Here is a 22,937-nt window from a genome sequence, read left to right on the forward strand (position 1 = left end):
GCATGTCATGCAGATCCCACCCATCGGTTCATGCCGACGTCGGCGAGCGCCGCGTCGTGGACGAGCCCCTTGTAATGGGGAAGGAAAGCCTCGGCGTCATGGCGGGCGCGCTCGACCGCTGGCCGCTTCCGGGCGAAGAGGTCGCGCGCTTCGTCCAGGAGGGCGGATTCGTCGACGGTCGAGATGGCGCCGTCCTCGAAGACGATGCGCCCATCCACCATGGTCAGTTCCACGCTATTGCCGGACTCGCAGTAGACGAGCTGACCGCGCAGGTCGTTGAAGGGCGTGAAGGCCCGGCTATGAAGGTCAAGGACGACCAGGTCGGCCAAGAACCCCTCTCGCACCGCGCCGAGCTCATCAGACCTCAACAGGGCCGCCGCGCCGCCCACCCAAAGACTGTCGAGAACCTCATGAGGCGATGGCCAATCATCGCTCTCGAGTCCGGACACGTTGTGGATCAGGCCGGCCATCTTGACGACTCCCCACAGGTTGCACGAGTCGTCGCAAATCGCCTCGTCAATCCCCAGGCAGGTGGTGATCCCGCGATCCTTGAGCTTGCGGAAGGGCGCCACGCCGCTTCCCAGCCGCAGATTGCTGACCGGGTTGTGGGCGACGATGGCTCCAGAGGATGCGATGAGGTCCAGGTCGTGGTCATCGACCCAGACAGCATGGATGACGTTCATCCGCTCACTCAGCAGGCCGAGGTCCGCGGTGTACTCCACCAGGGACCGGCCAGCGAACCGTGGCTGGGTCGTCGCCAACGTCCGTTGCAACTTCGTCTCGAGCATGTGCGCGAACAGAGGGATCCGGTGGACACGACTCAGGTCGTCCAGCGCCGCAAAGTACTCAGGGCTCACTCGTTGCGGTGCCGACACGGACACGGCGGCAGTGAGGCGACCGCCCTCGGAGCCGTGCCAGCGGGAGATCAGGTGGTCGTACATGTCGAGCAGCGCCGCCGCGCCCATCGGGGGCGACGCCGACAGGGCGGCACGGACGTGGGGGTCTGCCGTCTGGGAGAGGGGGAGCTTGTCCGCCTCCGTGACCTCGGGCTGGTCCAGCGCCACGCTGGCACGCATGCCGGAATCCGCGTAGGCCTGCATGACGGCGTCGATGATCTCCGAGGTGGGAAAGGGCATGAGGAACGCGTCGTCCTGCACCGTGGTCACACCCGTGCGAAGCATCTCGAGAGCCGCCAGCATCGTGCGCACGTACGCTTCCCGCGGCGTGGGAACGAGCTGCTCGTCCGACGGTGACTCGAAGAGCATGAACATTTCCAGTGGCAGGCTGCGCAGCGAACCCTTGAGGTGGTTCGCGGGCGAATGGAAGTGAGCGTTGACCAGACCGGGGACGATGAGCTTCTGTGCCCTGCCGTCGATGACCCGGTGCGGGCCGTCCTGGCCGAGCCCCTCGTCGAAAAGCCGTCGAGCGTCAGCCCCGATCGAGGTCACCCGGTTGCCGAGGACCAGAAGGTCGGTGGGGCCCACCATCCCTGCAGGGTGGTCGCCGTCGTACACGAAGACATCCGTGAACAGGACGCTCATGATCGGTCCCCCGTCGTCGGTCGGTCGGGCCGAGCCCAGGTACCCGCACGGGAGGTGGCCACGCCCTGCGCGACCAGCCCCTCGGCCAGCACGACTGCTGCTGCTACTCCCTCGATCACCGGGACGCCGAGGCGCGCCTGAAGCGGAACGACGAGGTCAGCCAAGCCGGCACAGCCGAGAATGATGGCCTCGCTCGATTCCTGTTGGATGGCGATCCTGCCCTGCTCCACGAATGCTTCGAGCAGGTGGCTGGATCCGTCAGCCAGTTCGCTGACCGGCACGTCGATCGCACGAACCGTGCAGCGGTGCCCCAGCCCCAGGGCGCGCACGACCCGGTCAGACTGGGCCAGCGTGCGCCGCGGCATCGTGATCACCGTGAACCGGTGCGCCACCAAGGTCGCGGTGAGCAGCGCGGCCTCGGTCATCCCCACCACCGGGCCGAGTGCGACTTCGCGGGCCGCCTGCAGTCCCGTGTCACCGAAGCAGGCGATCACGTAGGCAGCCGGCGGCTCGTCCGTCGCCTCCGCCTTCTCGACCTCCTCGAGGACGCTGAGGGCAGCGGTGACCTCATCGGTGTGGCTCTCCACCGTGGCCACGCCGTGTCCCGGCGTGACACCCACCAGTTCTGTCCCCGGCCGGGTCGCCAGGGAAGCGCGAGCCACCACACCAGCAGTCATCGACTCGGTGGTGTTGGGATTGACGACCGCGATCCGCAGTACGTCCTTCATCTGCCGACACCTCCATCCCCAGCGCCTGGCCCAAACATCTGACCGGATCTTTCGACCTGTTGAGCTGCTGACACGAGGGCGTCGACGCCGTAGGCACTGATCGCGACCCTCGCTGCCGTGGCTCCGGCACGGGCGGCCGTCGCGGCGTCACCGGTGCGCAGGTGGACTGCCGCGAACGCTCCGCAGAAGGCATCTCCCGCCCCGGTGCTGTCGATCGCGGGAACAGGCTCGGTCGGCACTTCGAGGACGCGGCCTTCCTCGACCACGAGGCTCCCCCGCTCGGCCCGCTTGATCACGACCGTCCGCGGCCCAAGTCCTCGGAACTGTTGCGCGGCCGCCACCAGGTCCGTGGTGCCGGTCAAGGCGACAGCTTCGACCTCACTGGGCAGGAACACGTCGCAGCACGAGATCATCGCGTTGATCGACTCCCGGTTCCCCTCCAGGTAGTCCTCCTGGAGATCCAGGTAGAGGCGGGCACCACTGTTCTTCTTCAGCCACGGTGTGAGCGCGAGCTGCGAGGCCAAGCTCATGGCCAACAGGACGATGCCGTCGGCGCCCAACGCTGCGCGCGGGACGTCCACTGGGTAGACCGACATGAGGTCGAAGTCCTCCTCGGTCGACAACATGTCCCAGGTGCGGGTCCCGTCCGCGTGGTAGGTGATGATGTTGCGGATGGTCGCGCTGTCCCTCTCGGGGAGGTGATCGGCGCCGACGCCTGCCGTAGCGAGGGCGCTGAGGAGCTCCTGCGGGACGTCGTGCCCCACCGGGGCCAGCATCCTGACGTTCTCGGTGAACAGACGGGCGGCCAGCGCCGCATACGCCGCATCACCACCGAGCGCCGGTCTGCCGCGCTCTCCGCCGTACCTTGCTTCGTCGATCGTCAGGTTGCCGACGCAGACCAACGAGCGGTCCGACGTCCCGTCAGTCACCGAGGGCCGCCTCAGCAAGGGCGAACTTCGCCATCCCGAGGTGATAACCGATCATCTGGGCCGGCACTAGGTACAGCAGGGGGCTCAGGGTCTCCGAGACCGCAGGCATCTCCACAACCTGGTTGGCGTCCGCGTCGAAGGCTCGTTCTCCTTCGGTACTGATGGCGTAGAGCGTGCCGCCGTACCGTCGAGCGTCCCGCCCGGTGTATGTGGCCCGAGCTACCGAAGGTCCTGTGGGCGCGAAGAGGAACAACGGCTCGTGCGGCTTCTGGGAGTTGTAGTGGTGGTACTCCTCGACCTGGATCTCCACCGCGTGGTCTGGAGTCGTCTCCTTGACCTTGGCGGCGCCGACGATTGCAGCGGCCCAGTTCGGGCCTGCCGCCGAGAACAGGTACATCTGCCGTGCTGCTTCGGCAGCAGCGATCTGGGCGATGGGCCCGTCCACTCGATCAAGCACACGGGCCATCAGCTCGGGGGCACCAGCGAGTTCACGACCCAGGTCGGCCGCCCCCGTCGCGCCACGCTGGATACCGACCTTGCTCGCCAGTCGGAGCAGGAGCGCGAGAGCGGCTGTGGACGACTGCGTGGGCCAGCCCACTCTCGTGGCCTCGATCATCAGGGAGTGCTGGCTTTCCTGGTCGATCGAGGAGGCGGGTGTGTTCGTCAGCGCAAGGGTGTAGGCGCCAGCGTGCTGGGCCACCAGCACTGCCTCGACCGTGCGAGTCGTCTCTCCCGAGCTGGACAGGGCGATGACCATGGAGCGGTTGGTGACGAGGTGTTGCTGGTAGTAGGCGAACTCCATGCACTGCACGGCCTCGCAGGGCACGCCGGTCATCAGCTCCAGTGCCTGTCGCGCCGCGATCATCACGGCCAGGGAGTCACCGGCGCCGACCAGGAAGATCCGGTCGAACGACCGGGTAGCCATGTGCTCGCTCACCGAGTCGAGACCAGCGACGTTCCGCTCCCACGTGTCGAGGATGGCTTGCGGCTGGCCGAACATCTCTCCTCGGGTGACCTCGACGCGGTGTCGACGCTTCGGGTCCAAGGGGTCGTCGGTCGGCAGCGCGAGAATGCTCGCGCGTTCCGCTTCGGAGACACGCGCGACGACAGACTGCTGGCGCGCATCGAGGGGGCTGCCCGGCCCCAGGAGGGGGCTGTCGAGGGTCATTGGCAGGTGCCTTTCAGGTCAGTGGTCAACGGGTCACAGGGGCCGACGACGTCAGCGCGGAAGGGAGTCGCGATACAGCGACCCCAGATGATCGGCCCTCGCGGCGTCGATCCGCGGCGCGGACCCGCCGGAGGTCTTGAGCACGCTTCCTAGGATCGCTCCGTCGGCTCCCCGAAGAACCGCAGGCAATGACTCGGCAGTGACCCTGCCGCCAACAAGCACGTCGATCCCGGCGCCCAACTCGGCCTTGACGCGAGCGATGTCGTCGATCGCGTCGCCGACTCCGCTGTCTCGGGTCACGATGAGCTTGTCAGCCCCGCCGAAAGCCACGGCCTGCGCTGCCGCCCAGGGGGTGTCGCCAAGGAGGGATGCACTGGTCGCCTCGTGGGCGTCTGCCCAGACTTCCACCTCGCTGCCGAGAAGCCGCTTCATCTGTGCAACCTGCAGCGAGCAACCCTGGATGAACCCCGTCGGGCCCGCGGAGACGCCAGTGAGGACCTTGACACGGACAAACTGCGCGCCAACAGCATGGGCGACCGCAACGGAAGCGGCTCCATCGTTGTGGCCCACGATCACACCCAGCCCCAAGCTGGTGGCAGCGCGCACGGCCGCTCCAACCACGGCCAATGCCGCGACGGTCGGGGCCCCCACCAAGGAGGGCTGAGGATTGTCGCTGGCGTCTTGCACCATCACGTCGGTGAATCCCGCGGCCTCCAATATCTTGGCATCGGCCGCGGCGGCCTTCGCCATCTCCCGGACGCAGGCACCACCATAGTTGGCGGCCCCCGGCAGCGGCGGGAGATGCAGCACCCCTACAAGGCGGAACGTGCTCATTGGCACCTCTCAGTCGATAGATCTCGGACGGTATACAATCGCTCGCGACACGTCAATGGTCGCAGGAGCTGAAATCTCGGCTCTTGGACGAGCGCAGCGCTGAACGTCGCTCATTCCAACGACTTTGCCTCGATGACGGCACCGATCGACTCCTGAAGCCTATGGACTCCGAACTATTCGCGCCCAGTTCGGTATACATAGCGTGGGAAGCGTGGGCGACGTCCACCTGCCTGTTGATGACGCACCGCCTGGGCCACGTTTCAGACGTCATGGACGTGACAGTGGATGCGTCGGCCAATAGACCGGGGATTGCCCCGGCAGGATGCCGCTCTGCTGGGAAGTCCCCTAGTCCCAATCCTTCGAGGTGGTCGACCCACACCGAGATCCTGCGGCCCAGCTCCGCGGCACGTCAGGCCGCCCAGAGGGCGGACGTACTCGTCCAAGGTCCACAACACGATCGCCATGGCCGTGAGGTCGGTCTCAGGAGACTCGAGAGACGGCCTCGAGACGCAGCGACTGACCTCTTCCCTGCGCGGGAAGTGACTGGCTCCCCTCCGGACGTCCACGCACGTCAGCGGACGCGCAGGGACTGGCGCCGAGGTCGAAACGCGACCTCTTAGTCAAGCAGTTAGTCACGCAGACTCTATGGACGCCAAGCAACGAAGAAGCCCCTGATCTGCGTTTCCGCAGGTCAGGGGCTGTTTCGTACTGGTGGGCGATACTGGGTTTGAACCAGTGACCTCTTCCGTGTCAAGCATTCCCAGACCATCCGCGAACCTGCCTCGACGTCCGTGTGAGTACGAAACCAGTCCCCCGACGTTCGCCTGCGCCCACCCGGACGCGCTCCAGTTGTCAAGCAGTTAGTCAAGCATCCTCGGTCCTTCACTCTGTCGCTCGAGCGGCCTCGCGCACTCGCCATGTCTACCGACCTGCCAGCGCACACCCTCGCCCGTGACATCCCCGAAACAAGGGACCTTTGGCACTAGTCAGGCCAAGAAACTTCCCTATCTTTGGTTCGCGTGGCGCCCGCCGCCGATGGACATCGAGGAGACTGGACATGGCGAGCGAGGCCGTCGCATCTTCCGGTCATGGCGTCGAAGCAGACGAGCCACGGCCGCCGAGTGGAAGCGAGGCGACTTCTCCTCCGGTCGGTGTGCACCCGTCCGGCTTGGGAACCGGGTCGCCGTGGGTGATGCTGGCGATGGCCACTCTGGGTTTCGCCGTGAACTTCTGGGCCTGGGCGCTCATCAGCCCCTTGGGTCCACTCTTCCGCACGACCGGATCACTCGGTGAGCTCAGCGAGTCCGACGTCGCGCTGCTGGTGGCAGTGCCGGTCGTGGTTGGCTCGCTGGGACGCATCGTCGTCGGCGGCTTGACCGACCGGTACGGCGGCCGGGTGATGTTCCCCATCGTCTCGGGCGTGACGATCCTGCCCATCCTGTTCATCGCCTTCTTCGCGCTCGAGTCGTACGCACTGCTCCTCCTCGGCGGCTTCTTCCTCGGGATCGCAGGCACGGCGTTCGCCGTGGGCGTCCCCTTCGTCAACGCTTGGTTCCCACCGGAAAAGCGCGGCCTCGCCATTGGCGTCTTCGGCGCCGGCATGGGCGGAACGGCCATCAGCGCCCTGACCACGGTCAAGCTCACGGCTCACCTCGGTGCGAGGTCTCCCTTCCTCATTACGGCCGCCGTGCTGGCGGTGTATGCCGTCGCCGCCTGGGTGATCCTGCGTGACGCACCCGGCAGGGCCGTGCCCACCACCTCCCTCGCCTCACGGATCTCCGCGAACGCCCGGCTCCCGATCACCTGGCAGGCATGCCTCCTGTATGCGGTCGCATTCGGTGGGTACGTGGCGTTCTCGGTCTACCTCCCCGCCTACCTCAAGACCGCCCACCACCTCACCCCCGACAACGCCGCCAGCCGAATGGCGGGCTTCGTGCTCGTCGCCGTTGTCATGCGCCCGGTCGGGGGTTGGCTCGCAGACAAGGTGGGGGCGATCCCGGTGCTCGCGGCCGGTTTCGGCGTGGTCGTGGTGTGCGCAGGCATCTCGGCGGGGACCCCGCCCCTGCGGGGCATCGGCACCGTCGCCTTCCTCGCCATGGCCGCCGCACTCGGATCCGGCAGCGGGGCCACCTTCGCCCTCATCGCCAAGGTCACCGAACCGTCCCGCGTCGGCGGCGTCACCGGGCTCGTCGGAGCTGCCGGCGGCCTGGGCGGCTTCGTACCGCCCCTGGTCATGGGCTACGTGTACGGTCGCACAGAGTCCTACGCCATCGGCTTGTGGATGCTCTGCGCCACAGCCGCCCTCGCCCTGCTTCTCACCGTCACCGTCGTCCGACGAACAGCCGCCCAAGGACAGGAAGCGCGTTGACCCCTCCGCGGAAGAACTCCACGCCCGACATCGGTATGGACGGCCCCCTGTTGGGGGCCCTCGTCCGCAGCAGGAGGTTCTTCACCCGCGGGACCGTCTCCGCCGACCTGCGGACCATCTCGCAGGTCGGTGGTCGCCAGGCCGACGACTTCTACCGGGACCGGTGGAGCCACGACAAGGTGGTGCGGTCCACCCACGGCGTGAACTGCACGGGCTCCTGCTCGTGGAAGGTGTACGTCAAGGACGGGATCATCACCTGGGAGACCCAGCAGACCGACTACCCCTCCGTCGGTCCGGACTCCCCCGAGTACGAACCGCGCGGCTGCCCTCGAGGGGCGGCGTTCTCCTGGTACACCTACTCACCAACCCGTGTGCGCTACCCCTACGTCCGCGGCGTGCTGCTCCAGATGTTCCGCGAGGCCAAGGCCCAGCACGACGGCGACCCGGTCAAGGCTTGGGAGCACATCGTCGAGAACCCTTTGCGCGCCAAGGCCTACAAGTCCGCCCGCGGCAAGGGCGGACTCGTCCGGGCCACCTGGGACGAAGCGACCGAGATCATCGCCGCCGCGCACGTCCACACGATCAAGAAGTACGGGCCCGACCGCGTCGCCGGGTTCTCCCCCATCCCTGCCATGTCGATGGTCTCCCACGCGTCAGGCGCACGGTTCGTCAACCTCATCGGCGGCTCGATGCTGAGCTTCTACGACTGGTACGCCGACCTGCCCGTCGCCTCACCCCAGGTCTTCGGGGACCAGACCGACGTCCCCGAGTCCGGTGACTGGTGGAACGCCGGCTACCTCATCATGTGGGGTTCCAACCTCCCAGTGACCCGGACGCCGGACGCGCACTGGATGACCGAGGCCCGCTACCGCGGCCAGAAGGTGATCGCGGTGGCCCCCGACTACGCCGACAACGTGAAGTTCGCCGACGAGTGGCTTGCCGCCAAGCCCGGCACCGACGGTGCCCTGGCGATGGCGATGGGCCACGTCGTCCTCAAGGAGTTCTTCGTCGACCGGCAGACGCCGTACTTCACCCAGTACGTCAAGACCTACACCGACCTGTCCCACCTCGTGCGTCTCGAGGAATCGGCCAACGGGGAGTACACCGCTGGCAAGTTCCTCACGGCAGACGACCTCCCGGCCCACGCCGCGGAGGAGAACGCAGCCTTCAGGACCGTCCTCCTCGACTCGGTCACCGACCAGGCCGTCATACCCAACGGCTCCCTGGGCCACCGCTACGGCGAGAGCGGCATCGGGTCCTGGAACCTCGACCTCGGGGACGTCGACCCCCATCTGTCGCTCCTCGACTCCGCCACCGAGTCGGTCGTGGTCCGTATGCCGCGGTTCGACACCGCCGACGGCGCTGCCGCCGACCTCCCGCGCGGCGTCCCCGTGCGTCGTGTGGACGGCCACCTGGTCACCACCGTCTTCGACCTGCTCCTCGCCCAGTACGGGGTGGGCCGCACCTTCCAGGGCCAGCCGCTGCCCGGAGCGTGGCCGACCGGGGACGACAGGGGGTATGGCGACGCGTCCGCGCCATACACCCCTGCGTGGCAGGAGAAGATCACCGGCGTTCCGGCAGCCACGGCCGCACGGATCGGGCGCGAGTTCGCCCAGAACGCCGAGGAGTCCAAGGGCCGCTCGATGATCGTCATGGGTGCGGGCACCAACCACTGGTTCCACTCCGACACGATCTACCGCGCCTTCCTCACCCTGACCAACCTCACGGGCTGCCAGGGCGTCAACGGCGGCGGCTGGGCGCACTACGTCGGCCAGGAGAAGGTCCGCCCGATCACCGGATACACCCAGATCGCCAACGCGTTGGACTGGAACCGCCCTCCCCGCAACATGATCCAGACCGCGTACTGGTACCTGCACACCAACCAGTTCCGCTACGACCAGTTCGGCGCCGACACCCTCTCGGCCACCACCGGCAAGGGGCAGCTCGCTGGCAAGTCCACCGCCGACGTCATTGCGCAGAGCGCCCGCATGGGCTGGATGCCCTCCTACCCCACGTTCGACCGCAACCCCCTGGACCTGAGCGACGACGCCGCCGCCGCCGGAAAGCCGGTCGGCGAGTACGTCGTCGACCAGCTCAAGTCCGGCGACCTAGAGTTCGCCGGCGAGGATCCCGACGCACCCGGCAACTACCCCCGCATCCTGTCCATCTGGCGCGCCAACCTGCTGGGCTCCTCTGGCAAGGGAAACGAGTACTTCCTCAAGCACCTGCTGGGCACCGACTCCTCCGTACGCGCCACCGAGACACCCGTGGACCAACGCCCTGTCGACGTGACGTGGCGCGACACGGCACCCGAGGGCAAGCTCGACCTGCTGATGACGATCGACTTCCGCCAGACCAGCACCACGATCTTCTCCGACGTCGTCCTCCCTGCCGCGACCTGGTACGAGAAGCACGACCTCAACACGACCGACATGCATCCCTTCGTGCACTCGTTCAACCCGGCCATCGCACCTCCTTGGCAGACCCGCACCGACTGGGACGCCTGGCAGACGATCGCCGAGAAGTTCAGCGAGCTCGCAGGCACACACCTGGGGGTCCGTAAGGACGTCGTCGCGGTGCCGCTGACGCACGACACCCCGGACGCCATGGCCAACCCGCACGGCGTCGTCCGCGACTGGAAGAAGGGCGACTGCGAACCGATCCCGGGCGTCACGATGCCCAGGCTGGTCGAGGTCGAACGCGACTACGGCGCCGTGTTCGAGAAGATGAATGCCCTCGGTCCCCTGGTGGACACCCTCGGCGCGACCACCAAGGGCGTCACCTTCGAGCTCAGCAAGCAGGTCGACTACCTCCGGGCCAAGAACGGAGCCGTCCGCGGCGGTGTGGCCGACGGCCGGCCCTCCCTGAAGAAGGATGTCAACGTCTGCGAGGCGATCCTCGCCCTGTCCGGGACCACGAACGGACACCTGGCCACCCAGGGTTTCAGGACCCTCGAGAAGCGCACCGGTGTCCAGCTCGCAGACCTCGCTGCCGAGCACGAGGGAAAACAGATCACGTTCGCGGACACGCAAGGGCCACCGGTCCCCGTGATCACGTCTCCCGAGTGGTCCGGCTCCGAGACCGGAGGACGGCGATACTCCCCCTTCACCATCAACGTGGAACGCAAGAAGCCATGGCACACCCTCACGGGACGGATGCACTTCTACCTCGACCACGACTGGATGACCGAACTCGGTGAAGGCCTCCCGGTCTACCGGCCACCCCTGAACATGGCAGCCCTGTTTTCCGAGCCCACGTTGGGGACGGTGTCGGACGGGTCCGACGGCCAGGTCGAGGGGCTGACCCTGCGCTACCTGACACCCCACAACAAGTGGTCGATCCACTCCGAGTACCAGGACAACCTGTTCATGCTCTCGCTGTCACGCGGAGGCCAGAACATCTGGATGAGCGACCGAGACGCGGTCAAGGTCGGCATCAAGGACAACGACTGGATCGAGGCGGTCAACCGCAACGGCGTCGTCGTGGCCAGGGCGATCGTGTCCCACCGCATGCCGGAAGGAACCGTGTACATGTACCACGCCCAGGACCGGCTGATCGACGTGCCGCTGGCAGAGACCTCGGGCAAGCGCGGAGGCATCCACAACTCGCTGACCCGGTTGCTCGTCAAGCCCTCCCACCTGATCGGCGGCTATGCGCAGCTCACCTTCGCGTTCAACTACCTCGGCCCGACCGGCAACCAGCGCGACGAGGTCACCATCATCCGCAAGCGCAGCCAGGACGTGACGTACTGATGAAGGTCATGGCCCAGATGGCGATGGTGATGAACCTCGACAAGTGCATCGGTTGCCACACCTGCTCGGTGACCTGCAAGCAGGCGTGGACCAACCGGTCTGGCACGGAGTACATCTGGTTCAACAACGTCGAGACCCGGCCGGGTCTGGGCTATCCACGCACCTACGAGGACCAGGAGAAGTGGAAGGGCGGCTGGGAGCTCGACAAGCGCGGACGGATGAAGCTCAAGGCGGGCGGGCGCCTGAAGAACCTCATGACGATCTTCTCCAACCCCGTCCTGCCCTCGATCGGTGAGTACTACGAGCCGTGGACCTACGACTACTCGACCCTGACCGACGCCCCGGCGCAGGAGCAGACCCCGGTCGCACGACCCAAGTCCCTCATCAGCGGCAAGAACATGAAGATCGAGTGGTCGGCCAACTGGGACGACGACCTCGGAGGGTCGATGGCCACGGCCCACCGTGACCCGATGCTCAAGAAGATCGCCGACAAGGTGAAGTTCGAGTTCGAGCAGACCTTCATGTTCTACCTGCCCCGGATCTGCGAGCACTGCCTCAACCCGTCGTGTGCCGCGTCCTGCCCCAGCGGCGCGATCTACAAACGCGAGGAGGACGGCATCGTCCTGGTCGACCAGGAGAAGTGTCGTGGATGGCGCAAGTGCGTCTCTGGTTGCCCCTACAAGAAGATCTACTTCAACCACCGCACCGGCAAGGCCGAGAAGTGCACGTTCTGCTTCCCGCGCATCGAGGTCGGGCTGCCGACCGTCTGCGCGGAGACCTGCGTGGGGCGACTGCGATACATCGGGCTGATGCTCTACGACGCGGACAAGGTCCTCGCGGCCGCCTCGACCACCGATGACGAAGGTCTCGTCGAGGCCCAGCGAGACGTGTTCCTGGACCCCTTCGACCCCGAGGTGATGCGCGAGGCAGAGCGGGCGGGCATCGCCCGGGACTGGGTCGACGCCGCCCAGCGCTCCCCCATCTACGCGCTCATCAACACCTTTCGCGTCGCCCTGCCCCTGCACCCGGAGTACCGCACCATGCCGATGGTCTGGTACATCCCGCCGCTGTCCCCGGTGGTGGACGTCGTTGCCGAGACCGGCGAGGACGCCGAGGACACGGGCAACCTCTTCGCTGCCATCGACGCCCTCCGGATCCCGGTCGAGTACCTCGCGGAGCTGTTCACCGCCGGTGACGTCGGGCCCGTCGACGCGGTGCTCAAGAAGCTCGCAGCCATGCGCTGCTACATGCGCGACATCAACATGGGGCGCGACCCGGACGCGTCCATCCCCGCCGCGGTGGAGATGACCGAGGAGCAGATGTACGACATGTACCGACTCCTCGCGATCGCCAAGTACGACGAGCGGTACGTCATCCCACCGGCGCATGCCGAGCTGGCGCACTCCCTGGAGGAGCTGTCGACGGAGTGCTCCGTCTCGGACTACGGCGGCGGGCAGCAGGACGTCTTCGGCGAGGGGTCCGGAACGCCCACTCCGGTGGCGGTCGAGAACTTCCAGATGCTCCAGGCCCGGCAGACCTCCGACTCCCTTGCGGGACCGGTCAACAAGGCGGGACGCGTCAACCTGCTCAACTGGGACGGCAAGGGCTCACCCCCCGGCATGTTCCCGCCGACCGGGTCCGACTCATGAGCGACCGCAGACCTGCTCCCACGCTGCCCCCCGACCAGCTGACCATCGTGTGGCAGTCGGTCTCCCTCCTGCTCGACTACCCCGACGACCGGCTCCCGGACCGGGTCGCGCTCGTCCGATCGGCATCGCGCGACGTGTCCCCGGTCATCCGCGACTCCCTCACGACCTTCCTCGACCACGTCGAGCAGACACCCCTGCCTGAGCTCCAGGCCGACTACGTGGAGACGTTCGACACGCGTCGTCGCTGCAACCTGTTCCTCACGTACTTCGCGCACGGTGACACCCGCAAGCGTGGGATGGCGCTGCTGCGCTTCAAGCAGACCTACCTGCAGGCAGGTTTCGAGCTCGATGACGCGGAGCTGCCTGACCACCTCTGCGTCGTGCTCGAGTTCGCGGCCACGGTCGACCGGGCCCGCGGTCGGGACCTGCTCCTCGACCACCGCGCCGGCCTGGAGCTGTTGCGGCTCTCGTTGCGCGACATGGGTTCTCCGTGGGCCGACCTCATCGACGCGGTCACTACCACCCTGCCCAAGCTGCGTGGCGACGAGCGGGACGCAGTTCGACGGCTGGCCGCAGAGGGCCCACCCGAGGAGGAGGTCGGGCTCGCCCCGTTCGCCAGCCCGCAGTTCAGCCCCGGCGCCTCCAGCGGCGAGGTCGCCGGGTCCATCCAGCTGCCCATGCCCTCGTTCCCCGGAGCCCGGACATGAGCGTGTTCTTCTTCGTCATCTTTCCATACGTCTGCCTGACGACCTTCGTCGTCGGACACCTGTGGCGCTACCGCTACGACAAGTTCGGCTGGACCACCCGGTCGTCCCAGCTCTACGAGAACCGACTGCTGCGGATCGGGAGCCCGCTGTTCCACTTCGGCATGCTCGGGGTCGTCGGTGGCCACATCATCGGTCTCCTCGTGCCGGAGTCCTGGACCGAGGCGGTAGGGATCAGTGAACACGGCTACCACGTGGTGGCCGTGGCGGGAGGCCTCGTCGCCGGGCTGGCGGCCCTGGTGGGCATGGTCATCCTCATCTATCGCCGCCGCACCGTGGGGCCGGTGTTCTCCGCGACCACCGTGATGGACAAGGTGATGTACGCGTTCCTGGCCGTCGTCATCGTCCTGGGCATGTGGAACACCATTGCCGGGTCGATCCTGACCATCGGTGGCGAGTACAACTACCGCGAGGGCGTGTCGGTCTGGTACCGCTCGTTCCTGGCCTTCCAGCCTGACGCGTCCCTGATGGCAAGGGCACCACTGGGCTTCCAGCTGCACGCGCTCGTCGCCTTCGGGCTCTTCGCACTGTGGCCCTTCACCCGGCTCGTGCACGTGTTCAGCGCGCCAGTCGGCTACCTCACCCGGCCCTACATCGTCTACCGCAGCCGCGACGACGACCAGCTCGGCAGCCACCGGGACCGGCGAGGCTGGGATCGCGTCAGCTGATCACCCACGTGCGGGACACGTCGACGTCCCCACCCACCCCTAGCTCAGGAGCAAACGTGCAGAAGCAGTCACTGACGGCACTGGCCCGACACCAGCTGCAGATGGCATCGACCGCCTCCAGCGGTCGCAGCGCCCACACGGTCTACGGGGGCAACGAGCACGTCCTGCGTCAGACCCTCATCGCACTCGCGGCCGGGAGCAGACTGGATGACCACGAAAACCCAGGCGAAGCCACCCTGCAGGTGCTCCAGGGACGGGTCACCCTCATCGCCGGCGACGACAGCTGGAACGGATCGCCGGGCGACCTCCTGTTCATCCCCGACTCCCGACACGCCCTGCACGCAGTCGAGGACTCGGTCATCCTGCTGACCGTGGCCAAGAAGACGTGACATCGGTACCGACTGAAGGCGTCATGATCGCGCGACCGGGGACGAGGCCCTAGACGATGTGCCACTACTGCGGATGCCGCGACATACCGCTGATCCGGGACTACATCGCCGAACACGAACGCGCGACCAACCTGGGAGGCGACGCAGTGCGCGCGCTCGACCGCGGTGAGCTGACCGAAGCCACCGCACTGCTGCTCGCCATGGCCGCCGAGCTGCGTTCCCACTGGCAGGGAGAGGAGAACGGCCTGTTCGCCGTGATGCGTCGTGACGAGCTCTTCGCCGAGCACATCGGGCCACTGGTGAAGGAGCACCGCGAGCTGGAGACACTGCTCGACGCATGTGATCTCACCAAGCCCTCCGATCAGGCACGTGTGCGCACTGCGGTCTTCGAGCTGCACGAACACATCGCCAAGGAGGAGGACGGACTCTTCCCCGCAGCGCTGGTGACCCTCAGTGGCGATGAATGGGACGCCTCCATGCAGGCGTGGCACGAGGCGCACCCCAAGGACCTCATGATCGGCGAGTAGCCTGCCCTTCTCGGCCTGAACGTCCGCTCATGACCCGATCCGTCCGCCAAAGCGATGCCTCGAACTGCAGCGACTTACCGCCCGAATGCCGCGACGGTGCTCAGGTAAACGTGGTGCACGCCGACACGGTCCGTCGGCGCGTCACATGGATCTTTTCAAGAGCTCCGGTGCCTACGCTGTGCCAATGGCGGTCAATCGAAGTCGCAGGGCGAGGATCGCCCGCCGACGCAAACGCCGGATGGACAGCGTCGCCCATGACCTCAGCGATGCCGAATGGGTTGCCCTGCAGGCGGCTTGGGGTGGTGGCTGCGCCTACTGCGGAGCCACCAACAAACCTCTTCAGCGGGACTGCGTTCTGCCCATCTCACGTGGCGGGCGGTACACGCTCGACAACGTCGCTCCGGCCTGTGGTTCCTGCAACTCGAGCAAGTGCAACGACGAGGTCACGGGCTGGCTGCGGCGCAAGCGGCTGGACGAGCGCGCCTTCTTGGTGCGCCACCTGGAGATCAAGCGCGCGCTCGCTATCCAGTTCCACGCCGTGCCCAACGCTGCCACGGAGGCGCAGGAAGCGAAGACCCTCTGAGTTGCCGTGCGCGCGGTCAGGTTGACGAGGGCGCATTCGGGCGGAGGTGCTCCCTGAAGAACGCCGCGATACGCCGACGAGCATCCACAGTGGCCTCCTGGTCGTACCGGGTGCCCGAGCTCCGGGCCAGGAAGCGCAAGAACAGCGTCTGGTCTGCGGTTGCGTGATTGTTCATGAACCCGTGCCGGGCGCGGGGGTAGATCTTCACATCGTGCTGCACGTCGAACTCGGTCAGCAGGTTCTCCAGCCGTTCACCGGCCTTGGCGCCCAACGGGGACCTGTCAGCGCTGCCGAAGCTTCCGACGACCGGGCACGCGCGCGGCAGCCAGCCTGCGGCGTCCGAAGGGCAACCCCGTAGGTCACCGCCGAGGCGTCGAACCCGTGGCCTTCGGACAGTGCGATGGCGTACCCGCCGCCCATGCAGAAGCCGACCACGCCCACGACACCTGTGCAGCCGACCTGGTCACGTAGCCATTGCCGTGCCGCCTCGATGTCGTCGAAGGTGCGCCCACGGCGAGGACCGAGCTCACGCATGATCGTGCGAAGGCAGCGCAGCCGGCTGCCCCAGTAGTACAGGTCAGGTGCGATCGCCAGAAAGCCTTCTCCGGCCAGCCAGTCCGCGTGGTGCCGCAGGTCCTGGCTCATGCCGGTGAAGTCGTGGATGATGACGACGCCTGGCCACGGCGGCGCCGTCGGGGGGATCGCCGCACAGGACGGCATCAGGCCGTGAGGAGTCTCGATCTCGACCAGCGGCTCTGTCTCCCTGGCTCAGTGTCGCGTCCAGGCCGTGCGGCGACCAGAGGGTGACGCAGGGAGCAGGGGATGATGGCGGTGGGCTGCGGCATTCAGCGCTGTGGATGCCGCGGCGCGTGCCAATCTGGCACTCAGGAAGGGGGACGCCTGGTGGCGCCTTCATCGCCTGACCGAGGCAGTCTCCAGACCAGTCTTGTGAGCGCTCGATCTATTCGGCCGCCACCGACGCAGCGCAGCCGGCTCGTCAACGCTCAATCCGGGTGAGTGCCAGGAACTCCGTTCGCGTGCGCGCGTCCTCACGCAGGACGCCGAGCAGGCTCGAGGTGACCGTCGTGGTCCCCGGTGCCTGGACGCCGCGCAGAGTCATGCACAGGTGCTCTGCTTCGATGACCACGCCGACACCGGCGGCCCCCAGCTGGTCGCGCAACCATGTGGAGACCTGGGTGGTCAGGCGTTCCTGCACCTGGGGTCTGCGGGAGAAGTGCTCCATAACGCGGGCCAGCTTGGACAGCCCCAGGATCCGTTCGCCGGGCAGGTAGCCGATGTGCGCGACGCCGATGAACGGCAGCATGTGGTGCTCGCACACGGACCAAACGGCGATGCTGCGGGCCACGATCAGCTCGTCGTACCCGCCGTCGTTGGGGAACGTCGTCAGCTGGAACGGCCGTGGCGTCAAGAGCTCGGCCAGAGCCGACGCCATGCGCGCCGGGGTCTTGGTCATCGATTCGCTGTCCAGGTCCACACCGAGAGCGCGCAGCAGGTCGTGCGCCGCCGAGGTCGCCGCCAGAAGGTCGGGCCGTGGTACGGCTCCTGTACCGCCCCACCGCCCTCGCGGCTGTCGTCGTCCGGAGTGGGCGCCGTTCGCGTGGGGGTTCGGGTCCTCGTCGTTGAGGTCAATGGCTGAGGTGCTCACGCGAGCGTTCCTTTCATGAGTGCTGAGACGGCACGGGTGATGGGTGGGGCTGCGTGGTGGTGCGGGCCGTGGATGGCGAGAACGCTTGCGGCGCCAGCGTTCTGGGTCGCGATCGTCGTCGCGTGGGCGGGCTGGTCCAACCAGTGGCGGGTGCTGGTCAACGCGCGGCGAATGAGCGTGTTCGCGTGGGTGAAGTCGGCCGATGAGGTGGCCAGCGGGCAAAGGGGCGGGGCGATGTGCAGCCGGGCAGGGCCGGCATAGGCGCGCACCTCTTGGACGAGCTGCCGGTGCAGGAGCAGGTTCAGGGCGGTCAGACCCACCCCCAGTGCGGTGGCCGGGGGCGGTGCCGCGCACGGGTAGCCGGCCGGTAGGAGGTAGATGTCAGCAACCCCGTGCGCGTCGGCATACGCCAGCGCACCCGCGTGCCCGATCGCACCGTCGACCAGGGTCCGCCCACCGCGACGCACCGGGGGCAGCATCCCCGGCACGGCCGCGCTGGCAGCGACCGCGTCCACGACGGGGCCGCTGTCCAGCAACAGTGCTGCGCCGGTGACGATGTCGGTGGCCGTCACGGCAAGGCCGAGGCGTGCCCCCTCGAACGCTTCGTAGCCGAGGTGGGTGGTGAGGAGTAGACGCAACGGTCGAGACGAGAACATCGACGGCGCACCGCCCACGGCCGCGCGGACCCAGCGCCGCGGTTCTGCGACGAACACGTCCTGACGGCGCATCCCAGTCCACAAGGCCGCCAATGAGGTCAGCCGCTGCCCGGTGGTGCCAGGCCCGGCCAGGTATGCGGCGTTCACCGCACCGACCGATGTGCCGACCAGCACATCGGGATCGATGCCGTGCTCGTGCAGGGCCGTCATCATCCCGACCTGGACGGCTCCCAGGCTGCCGCCGCCGGTCAGGACGAACGCCGTCCTACCTGCGCCACCACGGACCGCGTTACCAGGGGCGCTCATGTCCTACGCCCTGCGAAGCGGCCAGAAGATGGCTCGAGAGTCGTACCTGGTCGCCAGTCGCTGCAGGGCGACAGCGGCCAGCAGCAGACCGAAGTCCCGAAGGGCGACGTCGTAGTAGCCGGGAATCAACAGCAGGTTGAGGATGATTCCCCCGAGCCAGCCGGCCACGACGATCCCGCCCAGACGTGGGTGGAAGGCGACGAGCAAGCCGGCCAACACTTCAACGACCCCGACGGCATACATGGCCTGATGGGGTGTGACGGGCAGCGGCCGGGCGATGACAGGGGCGAGGTACTTGTCCCAGTGGACGAGCAGGTTCGGGAACTTGTCGAGCCCGAACACGACGGGTGCGACCACGAACGCGGTACGAAGCACCAAGTACGCCTGGTACGAAGCGTCCCTCGGCGCGGGGTGGGGGACGTGGGTCTCGCGTGGGGTGAGAGTGGTGGCCATGGTGGGTCCTCCAAGGACTGGCGGTGTCCTCCCGAGGCTGCGGGTCTGGCTGGCACGAGCGAGCGCGTGGGAGGCTGACACCGTGTTAGTGGTGACCGGTCCTCAAGGTCTTACCCGCCCAGCCGGTTCGGGTAAGAGGTTCGGCGCCGCGGGCAGCAAACACGGTATGACCACCCATCGGACTCGCACCCCCGGGGCGTGCGCATTGCCCGGCCCACCGGTCGACGTCGTCGCCTGGCGGGCATGCCGACTGCGCGAAGCCGGCTTCCCCCTGCCACTGGCCGACGCCCTGGCGGCCCAACATGTCGACCTGCATGCGCTGCTGCAGCTCGTCGATGCGGGTTGTGCCCCCGATCTGGCCGCACGCATCCTGTCCCCGGCCGACGACACGAGAACCTCGTGGTGACCGCCGTCAGGCGTGACGAGCACCGGCCCGACCGCCCGAGTCCTGGCTCCGACAGGATCTCGGCGACGCCGATGACTGAGCGGGGCGAGCCTGCCGACTGGGTGGAGGCGCTCAGCACGCCCGGTCCCGGGCAGGTGCAGGCCTTGCACCTGCTGCACCAGTTGATGGTGCGCGCTGCAGCGCATCAGGTGTGGCGCATGCGGGCCGTCCTGCCCAACTCCTCACCAGGCGCCGTCGAGGTCATCGCCAACCAGGCCGCGGACGAGGCGATGACGGCCTTGTTGGCCAAGGTGCACACGTTCGAGGGCCGCAGCCGGTTCACCACGTGGGCGTACAAGTTCGCCATCCTCCAGGCCGCCACCGACGTACGCCGCGTGCAGTGGCAGCACCGTGAGGTCGAGTTGCACGACCTGGAACTGAGCGACCCGCCCACCGTCGGTCACGACAGTCCGGAACACCAGGCCGAAGCCAGCGACCTGGCACGGGCCGTCGCCCGTGCCATGCGCACCGCTCTCACGCCGCACCAGCGACGCGTCGCGCTCGCCCTGTTGGTCGACGACATCCCTATCGACGTCCTGGCCGACCGGCTCGGAACCAGCCGGGGGGCCCTGTACAAGACGGTCCACGACGTCCGGGTGCGCCTGCGCACCGAGCTCGCCAGCCGCGGCTACCTTCTCGATGCCACGGCAACCGTCGCTCCGAAGGACCAACCGATCCTCAGCAACCCGGCAGGTACGCCATGAACCCAACACCACCCTCCGAATCCGGGAGCCTGACCCCAGCTGCCATCGGAGAGCTGGTGCTGGACACCACCCCGTGGCTGTCCTGCGACGAATGCTTCGAACGCATGGACACCCACGTCGAGGCGCTGCTGCGTGACCCCGGCCATCACGACCTCGCCATGGACAGGCACCTGCAGGGCTGTGCCGCCTGTCAGGAAGAGGTCCAGTCGCTGCGTGCCCTGCTCACCTCCGAGGGCACCGCAAGGCGTGGCGACCATGGCCCGGAAGCCGGGTCAGCCGACCAACCGGGACCCCTGACTCGGTAACTGGGCTTGCGCACACGAGCGGCCGCGAACCGGACGTCCGCCCACCGGTACCTGACCGGTCCTGGAGGTGCCAGTGGCCCGGATCGGATCATCTGCTGTCCCGACGACCCACCGTCCGTGTCGTTGCTGTCACCGTGCGCACAACTCGACACCTCATAGCCACAGTGCCGTGCGGCCACGTGGAGGAGCTCCTCACCGAGGCTGCAATGTGACTCGCCGACCGAGGTGCGCTGCGTGGATCGCGCAGACTGACTGCCTCCCTGCCAGGTCTGCTCGTAGCGCGGGCGACATTCCCACCATGCGCGCCCTCCCTCAACTCACACCGATACAACCGGTGGTCAGCCGCAAAGCGAGCCGCCAGCCGATCTCCTGGACCGGATCTGGCCAGACACTCGACGTCTTTGTACCGGGCGCTGGCGCAGTCATGGTCGCTCTCCCGGAGTGAGAAGGTCCTGCAGACGATCAGGGCGATCAGGGCGATGAACCCGGTGACGGTCACGATGCGGCGTGCATGAGAGTGGAACGGGTCCTCGTGGGTATGCGGACTCATGGAGGCGTCGTCTCCTCCAGCAGCGTGGGGAGGCGGCGTCGCTATCAGGAGAACTCCCGCCTTACCAAGGGCGCGGCGTCCGTTCGTCCGAGCGGGACGTGTCGGACCAACTCAATTGAGCCTGAGGTCATTCAATTGCGCATACGCAATCATTGCGTGATAGAACGAAGGTATGACCAGCAAGGCCCCTTCCCCCCTCCCGCCGCATGTGTTGCGCGAGTATGCACTTCTGGCCGACGGTGAACGCGGCGCACTTGTCGGCCCTCGCGGAGACATTGCCTGGATGTGCGCCCCCCGCTGGCACGACGACGCCGTGTTCGCCTCGCTGCTGGGCGCACCAAGCGCGTATGCCGTGACGCCGAAGGACGACCGCCATGTTTGGGGCGGACGCTACGAGGACGGCTCCCTGATCTGGCGCAGCCGGTGGGTGACGAGCGGCGGCATCATCGAGTGTCGTGAAGCGCTGGCCTTTCCCGCCACCCCCGAGACTGTGGTACTACTGCGTCGGGTGCAGGCCATGTCGGGGCCGGCGGCCGTCCGCGTGACGCTCTGTCCGCGTGCGGAGTTCGGTCGCTTCGGCATGACTCGCCTGGCCGAGCGCGACGGGGTGTGGACCGGCCGTCTGGGTTCCCTCTACGTCCGGTGGTCCGGCGGTACCCAAGCCCGCTCCTCCCACGGGGGCGGTCTCGAGCTCGACCTTGTCGTGGCCGAAGGCGACCACCACGACCTGGTCCTGGAGATCTCGACGAGGCCATGGGATGGACCGGCGCCGTCCCCGGATGTCGCATGGGACAGCACCGAACACGCATGGTCGTCCGCCGTACCCGCGATGGACACGACCATCGCGGCGGACGACGCCCGACAGTCTGCGGCGACATTGCGTGGGCTGACCAGCAGTAGTGGGGCCATGGTGGCTGCCGCGACCTTCGGCCTTCCTGAGCGGGCTGCGCAGGGACGTAACTACGACTACCGATACGCGTGGATCCGCGACCAGTGCTACGCCGGACAGGCGATGGCCGCGAGCGGTGACCTGACCTTGCTCGACTCCGCCGTGCGGTTCGTCAGCGACAGGGTGTTGGCCGACGGTGACCAGCTCGCGCCGGCGTACACGGTGACCGGTGAACCGGTCCCCGAGGAGCGCCGGCTCGACCTGCCCGGGTATCCCGGTGGCAGCAGCACCGTCGGCAACTGGATCAACGGTCAGTTCCAGCTGGACAACCTCGGAGAGGTCCTGCTCCTGCTCGCAGCAGGCGCCGGGCGCGACCGCCTGGACGTCGAACATTGGCGCGCCGCGGAGGTCGCCGTTGCGGCCATCCGCGACCGGTGGCAGCAGCCAGACTCCGGCATCTGGGAGCTCGAGGGTCGCCGCTGGACCCACTCACGACTGATGTGTGCCGCCGGGCTGCGAGCCCTCGGCCGGCACGCGCCAGCGCGTCAGGGGTCAGCCTGGAGCTCGCTCGCCGACTCCATCGTCGCCGACGCGGCGCGGGACTGCCTCCACCCCTCAGGACACTGGCAGCGCTCACCCGACGATGGGCGAACCGACGCCAGTCTCCTGCTACCCGGGATTCGCGGTGCCTTGCCGACGTCAGATCCACGGACCGTGGCCACCGTCGACGCCGTGGCCAGACAGCTCGGCTCCCGGGGCTACGTGTACCGCTTTCGCCAGGACGAACGACCCCTGGGTGAAGCGGAGGGCGCCTTCCTGCTGTCCGGATTCCACCTCGCCATGGCGGTCCATCAACAAGGACGGCACACCGAGGCCATGCGCTGGTTCGAGCGCAATCGGGCCGCCTGCGGTGCTCCTGGACTGTTCAGCGAGGAGTACGACGTCGAGCAGCGCCAGCTACGGGGCAACTACCCCCAGGCTTTCGTCCACGCTCTGCTCATCGAGTCGGCCACGCGACTCGCCGGCCCGAGCACCGCACCCATGACCTGATCATCCGGCGGCA

22 protein-coding genes are annotated in these 22,937 nt (G+C 67.4%); 12 read left to right on the forward strand and 10 right to left on the reverse strand.

Translation table 11 applies throughout. The features are described 5' to 3' along the window. Positions 1-5: 5 nt before the first annotated feature. Genes ASC58_RS10160 through ASC58_RS10180 form a run of 5 tightly spaced genes read right to left on the reverse strand, consistent with a single transcriptional unit; the run spans position 6 to position 5,200 of the window. Positions 6-1,541, reverse strand: coding sequence for an amidohydrolase family protein (locus ASC58_RS10160; RefSeq protein WP_056919171.1), 1,536 nt, complete (start codon positions 1,539-1,541; stop codon positions 6-8). After that, positions 1,538-2,269 carry an aspartate/glutamate racemase family protein gene (locus tag ASC58_RS10165; RefSeq protein ID WP_056919172.1) on the reverse strand — a complete coding sequence of 244 codons (732 nt, stop codon included), beginning with the start codon at positions 2,267-2,269 and terminating at the stop codon, positions 1,538-1,540. Before ASC58_RS10165 ends, ASC58_RS10160 begins: the two co-directional genes overlap by 4 nt. Further along, on the reverse strand, positions 2,266-3,198 hold the full coding sequence (locus ASC58_RS10170) for a carbohydrate kinase family protein (RefSeq protein ID WP_056919173.1): 933 nt from the start codon (positions 3,196-3,198) through the stop codon (positions 2,266-2,268). The genes ASC58_RS10165 and ASC58_RS10170 overlap by 4 nt, the downstream gene beginning before the upstream one ends. Next, entirely contained in the window at positions 3,191-4,366 is a 1,176-nt protein-coding gene (locus ASC58_RS10175) for an SIS domain-containing protein (RefSeq protein ID WP_056919174.1), read from the reverse strand. The genes ASC58_RS10170 and ASC58_RS10175 overlap by 8 nt, the downstream gene beginning before the upstream one ends. Positions 4,367-4,417: 51 nt before the next feature. Further along, positions 4,418-5,200 (reverse strand): BtpA/SgcQ family protein, encoded by a 783-nt coding sequence (locus ASC58_RS10180; RefSeq protein WP_056919175.1) that lies wholly within the window; start codon positions 5,198-5,200, stop codon positions 4,418-4,420. Between the two features lie 1,201 nt (positions 5,201-6,401). On the opposite strand from ASC58_RS10180, the gene ASC58_RS10185 reads away from it, so the two are divergent. The 8 genes from ASC58_RS10185 to ASC58_RS10220 all read left to right on the forward strand — a co-directional run bounded on the left by ASC58_RS10185 (position 6,402) and on the right by ASC58_RS10220 (position 15,900). Next, positions 6,402-7,568, forward strand: a complete 1,167-nt coding sequence (locus ASC58_RS10185; protein ID WP_235529169.1) for an MFS transporter — start codon at positions 6,402-6,404, stop codon at positions 7,566-7,568. Between the two features lie 35 nt (positions 7,569-7,603). After that, positions 7,604-11,320: a nitrate reductase subunit alpha gene (locus tag ASC58_RS10190; RefSeq protein ID WP_056919176.1), complete on the forward strand. Its 3,717-nt coding sequence runs from the start codon at positions 7,604-7,606 to the stop codon at positions 11,318-11,320. Then, positions 11,320-12,969, forward strand: coding sequence for a nitrate reductase subunit beta (narH, locus tag ASC58_RS10195; protein WP_056919177.1), 1,650 nt, complete (start codon positions 11,320-11,322; stop codon positions 12,967-12,969). The genes ASC58_RS10190 and narH overlap by 1 nt, the downstream gene beginning before the upstream one ends. Continuing rightward, positions 12,966-13,676 (forward strand): nitrate reductase molybdenum cofactor assembly chaperone, encoded by a 711-nt coding sequence (narJ, locus tag ASC58_RS10200; RefSeq protein WP_056914657.1) that lies wholly within the window; start codon positions 12,966-12,968, stop codon positions 13,674-13,676. Before narH ends, narJ begins: the two co-directional genes overlap by 4 nt. Beyond that, positions 13,673-14,401, forward strand: coding sequence for a respiratory nitrate reductase subunit gamma (gene narI / locus ASC58_RS10205; protein WP_056914658.1), 729 nt, complete (start codon positions 13,673-13,675; stop codon positions 14,399-14,401). The genes narJ and narI overlap by 4 nt, the downstream gene beginning before the upstream one ends. A 56-nt stretch (positions 14,402-14,457) precedes the next feature. After that, a complete protein-coding gene (locus ASC58_RS10210; RefSeq protein ID WP_056914659.1) occupies positions 14,458-14,790 on the forward strand; it encodes a cupin domain-containing protein in 333 nt (110 codons plus the stop codon). A gap of 56 nt (positions 14,791-14,846) precedes the next feature. Further along, on the forward strand, positions 14,847-15,317 hold the full coding sequence (locus ASC58_RS10215; protein WP_056919178.1) for a hemerythrin domain-containing protein: 471 nt from the start codon (positions 14,847-14,849) through the stop codon (positions 15,315-15,317). Positions 15,318-15,462: 145 nt separating this feature from the next. Further along, positions 15,463-15,900: an HNH endonuclease gene (locus tag ASC58_RS10220; RefSeq protein WP_235529171.1), complete on the forward strand. Its 438-nt coding sequence runs from the start codon at positions 15,463-15,465 to the stop codon at positions 15,898-15,900. A gap of 16 nt (positions 15,901-15,916) precedes the next feature. Here ASC58_RS10220 and ASC58_RS21805 read toward each other — a convergent pair whose 3' ends face one another. From ASC58_RS21805 to ASC58_RS10240, 5 genes are all read right to left on the reverse strand, one after another. After that, positions 15,917-16,171, reverse strand: coding sequence for a dienelactone hydrolase family protein (locus tag ASC58_RS21805; RefSeq protein WP_255353297.1), 255 nt, complete (start codon positions 16,169-16,171; stop codon positions 15,917-15,919). Then, positions 16,132-16,545 carry a dienelactone hydrolase family protein gene (locus tag ASC58_RS10225; protein ID WP_255353298.1) on the reverse strand — a complete coding sequence of 138 codons (414 nt, stop codon included), beginning with the start codon at positions 16,543-16,545 and terminating at the stop codon, positions 16,132-16,134. Before ASC58_RS10225 ends, ASC58_RS21805 begins: the two co-directional genes overlap by 40 nt. Before the next feature lie 352 nt (positions 16,546-16,897). Continuing rightward, positions 16,898-17,440: a GTP cyclohydrolase I FolE gene (gene folE, locus ASC58_RS10230; protein ID WP_056917116.1), complete on the reverse strand. Its 543-nt coding sequence runs from the start codon at positions 17,438-17,440 to the stop codon at positions 16,898-16,900. A 122-nt stretch (positions 17,441-17,562) separates the two neighbouring features. Next, positions 17,563-18,528 (reverse strand): patatin-like phospholipase family protein, encoded by a 966-nt coding sequence (locus ASC58_RS10235; RefSeq protein WP_082553140.1) that lies wholly within the window; start codon positions 18,526-18,528, stop codon positions 17,563-17,565. Between the two features lie 3 nt (positions 18,529-18,531). After that, a complete protein-coding gene (locus tag ASC58_RS10240; protein WP_056914663.1) occupies positions 18,532-18,981 on the reverse strand; it encodes a hypothetical protein in 450 nt (149 codons plus the stop codon). A gap of 166 nt (positions 18,982-19,147) precedes the next feature. Between ASC58_RS10240 and ASC58_RS20565 the strand changes: the two genes are divergently transcribed. From ASC58_RS20565 to ASC58_RS10255, 4 genes are all read left to right on the forward strand, one after another. Continuing rightward, positions 19,148-19,387, forward strand: coding sequence for a hypothetical protein (locus ASC58_RS20565; protein ID WP_082553141.1), 240 nt, complete (start codon positions 19,148-19,150; stop codon positions 19,385-19,387). Then, entirely contained in the window at positions 19,381-20,130 is a 750-nt protein-coding gene (locus ASC58_RS10245; RefSeq protein WP_235529173.1) for an RNA polymerase sigma factor, read from the forward strand. The genes ASC58_RS20565 and ASC58_RS10245 overlap by 7 nt, the downstream gene beginning before the upstream one ends. A 56-nt stretch (positions 20,131-20,186) precedes the next feature. Beyond that, complete coding sequence (locus ASC58_RS10250) at positions 20,187-20,435, forward strand: hypothetical protein (RefSeq protein ID WP_200947779.1); 249 nt, start codon at positions 20,187-20,189, stop codon at positions 20,433-20,435. A gap of 722 nt (positions 20,436-21,157) precedes the next feature. After that, positions 21,158-22,924, forward strand: coding sequence for a glycoside hydrolase family 15 protein (locus ASC58_RS10255; protein ID WP_056919180.1), 1,767 nt, complete (start codon positions 21,158-21,160; stop codon positions 22,922-22,924). Positions 22,925-22,937: the final 13 nt, after the last annotated feature.

The sequence above is a fragment of the Phycicoccus sp. Root101 genome (assembly GCF_001426245.1).
Taxonomy (GTDB): domain Bacteria; phylum Actinomycetota; class Actinomycetes; order Actinomycetales; family Dermatophilaceae; genus Pedococcus.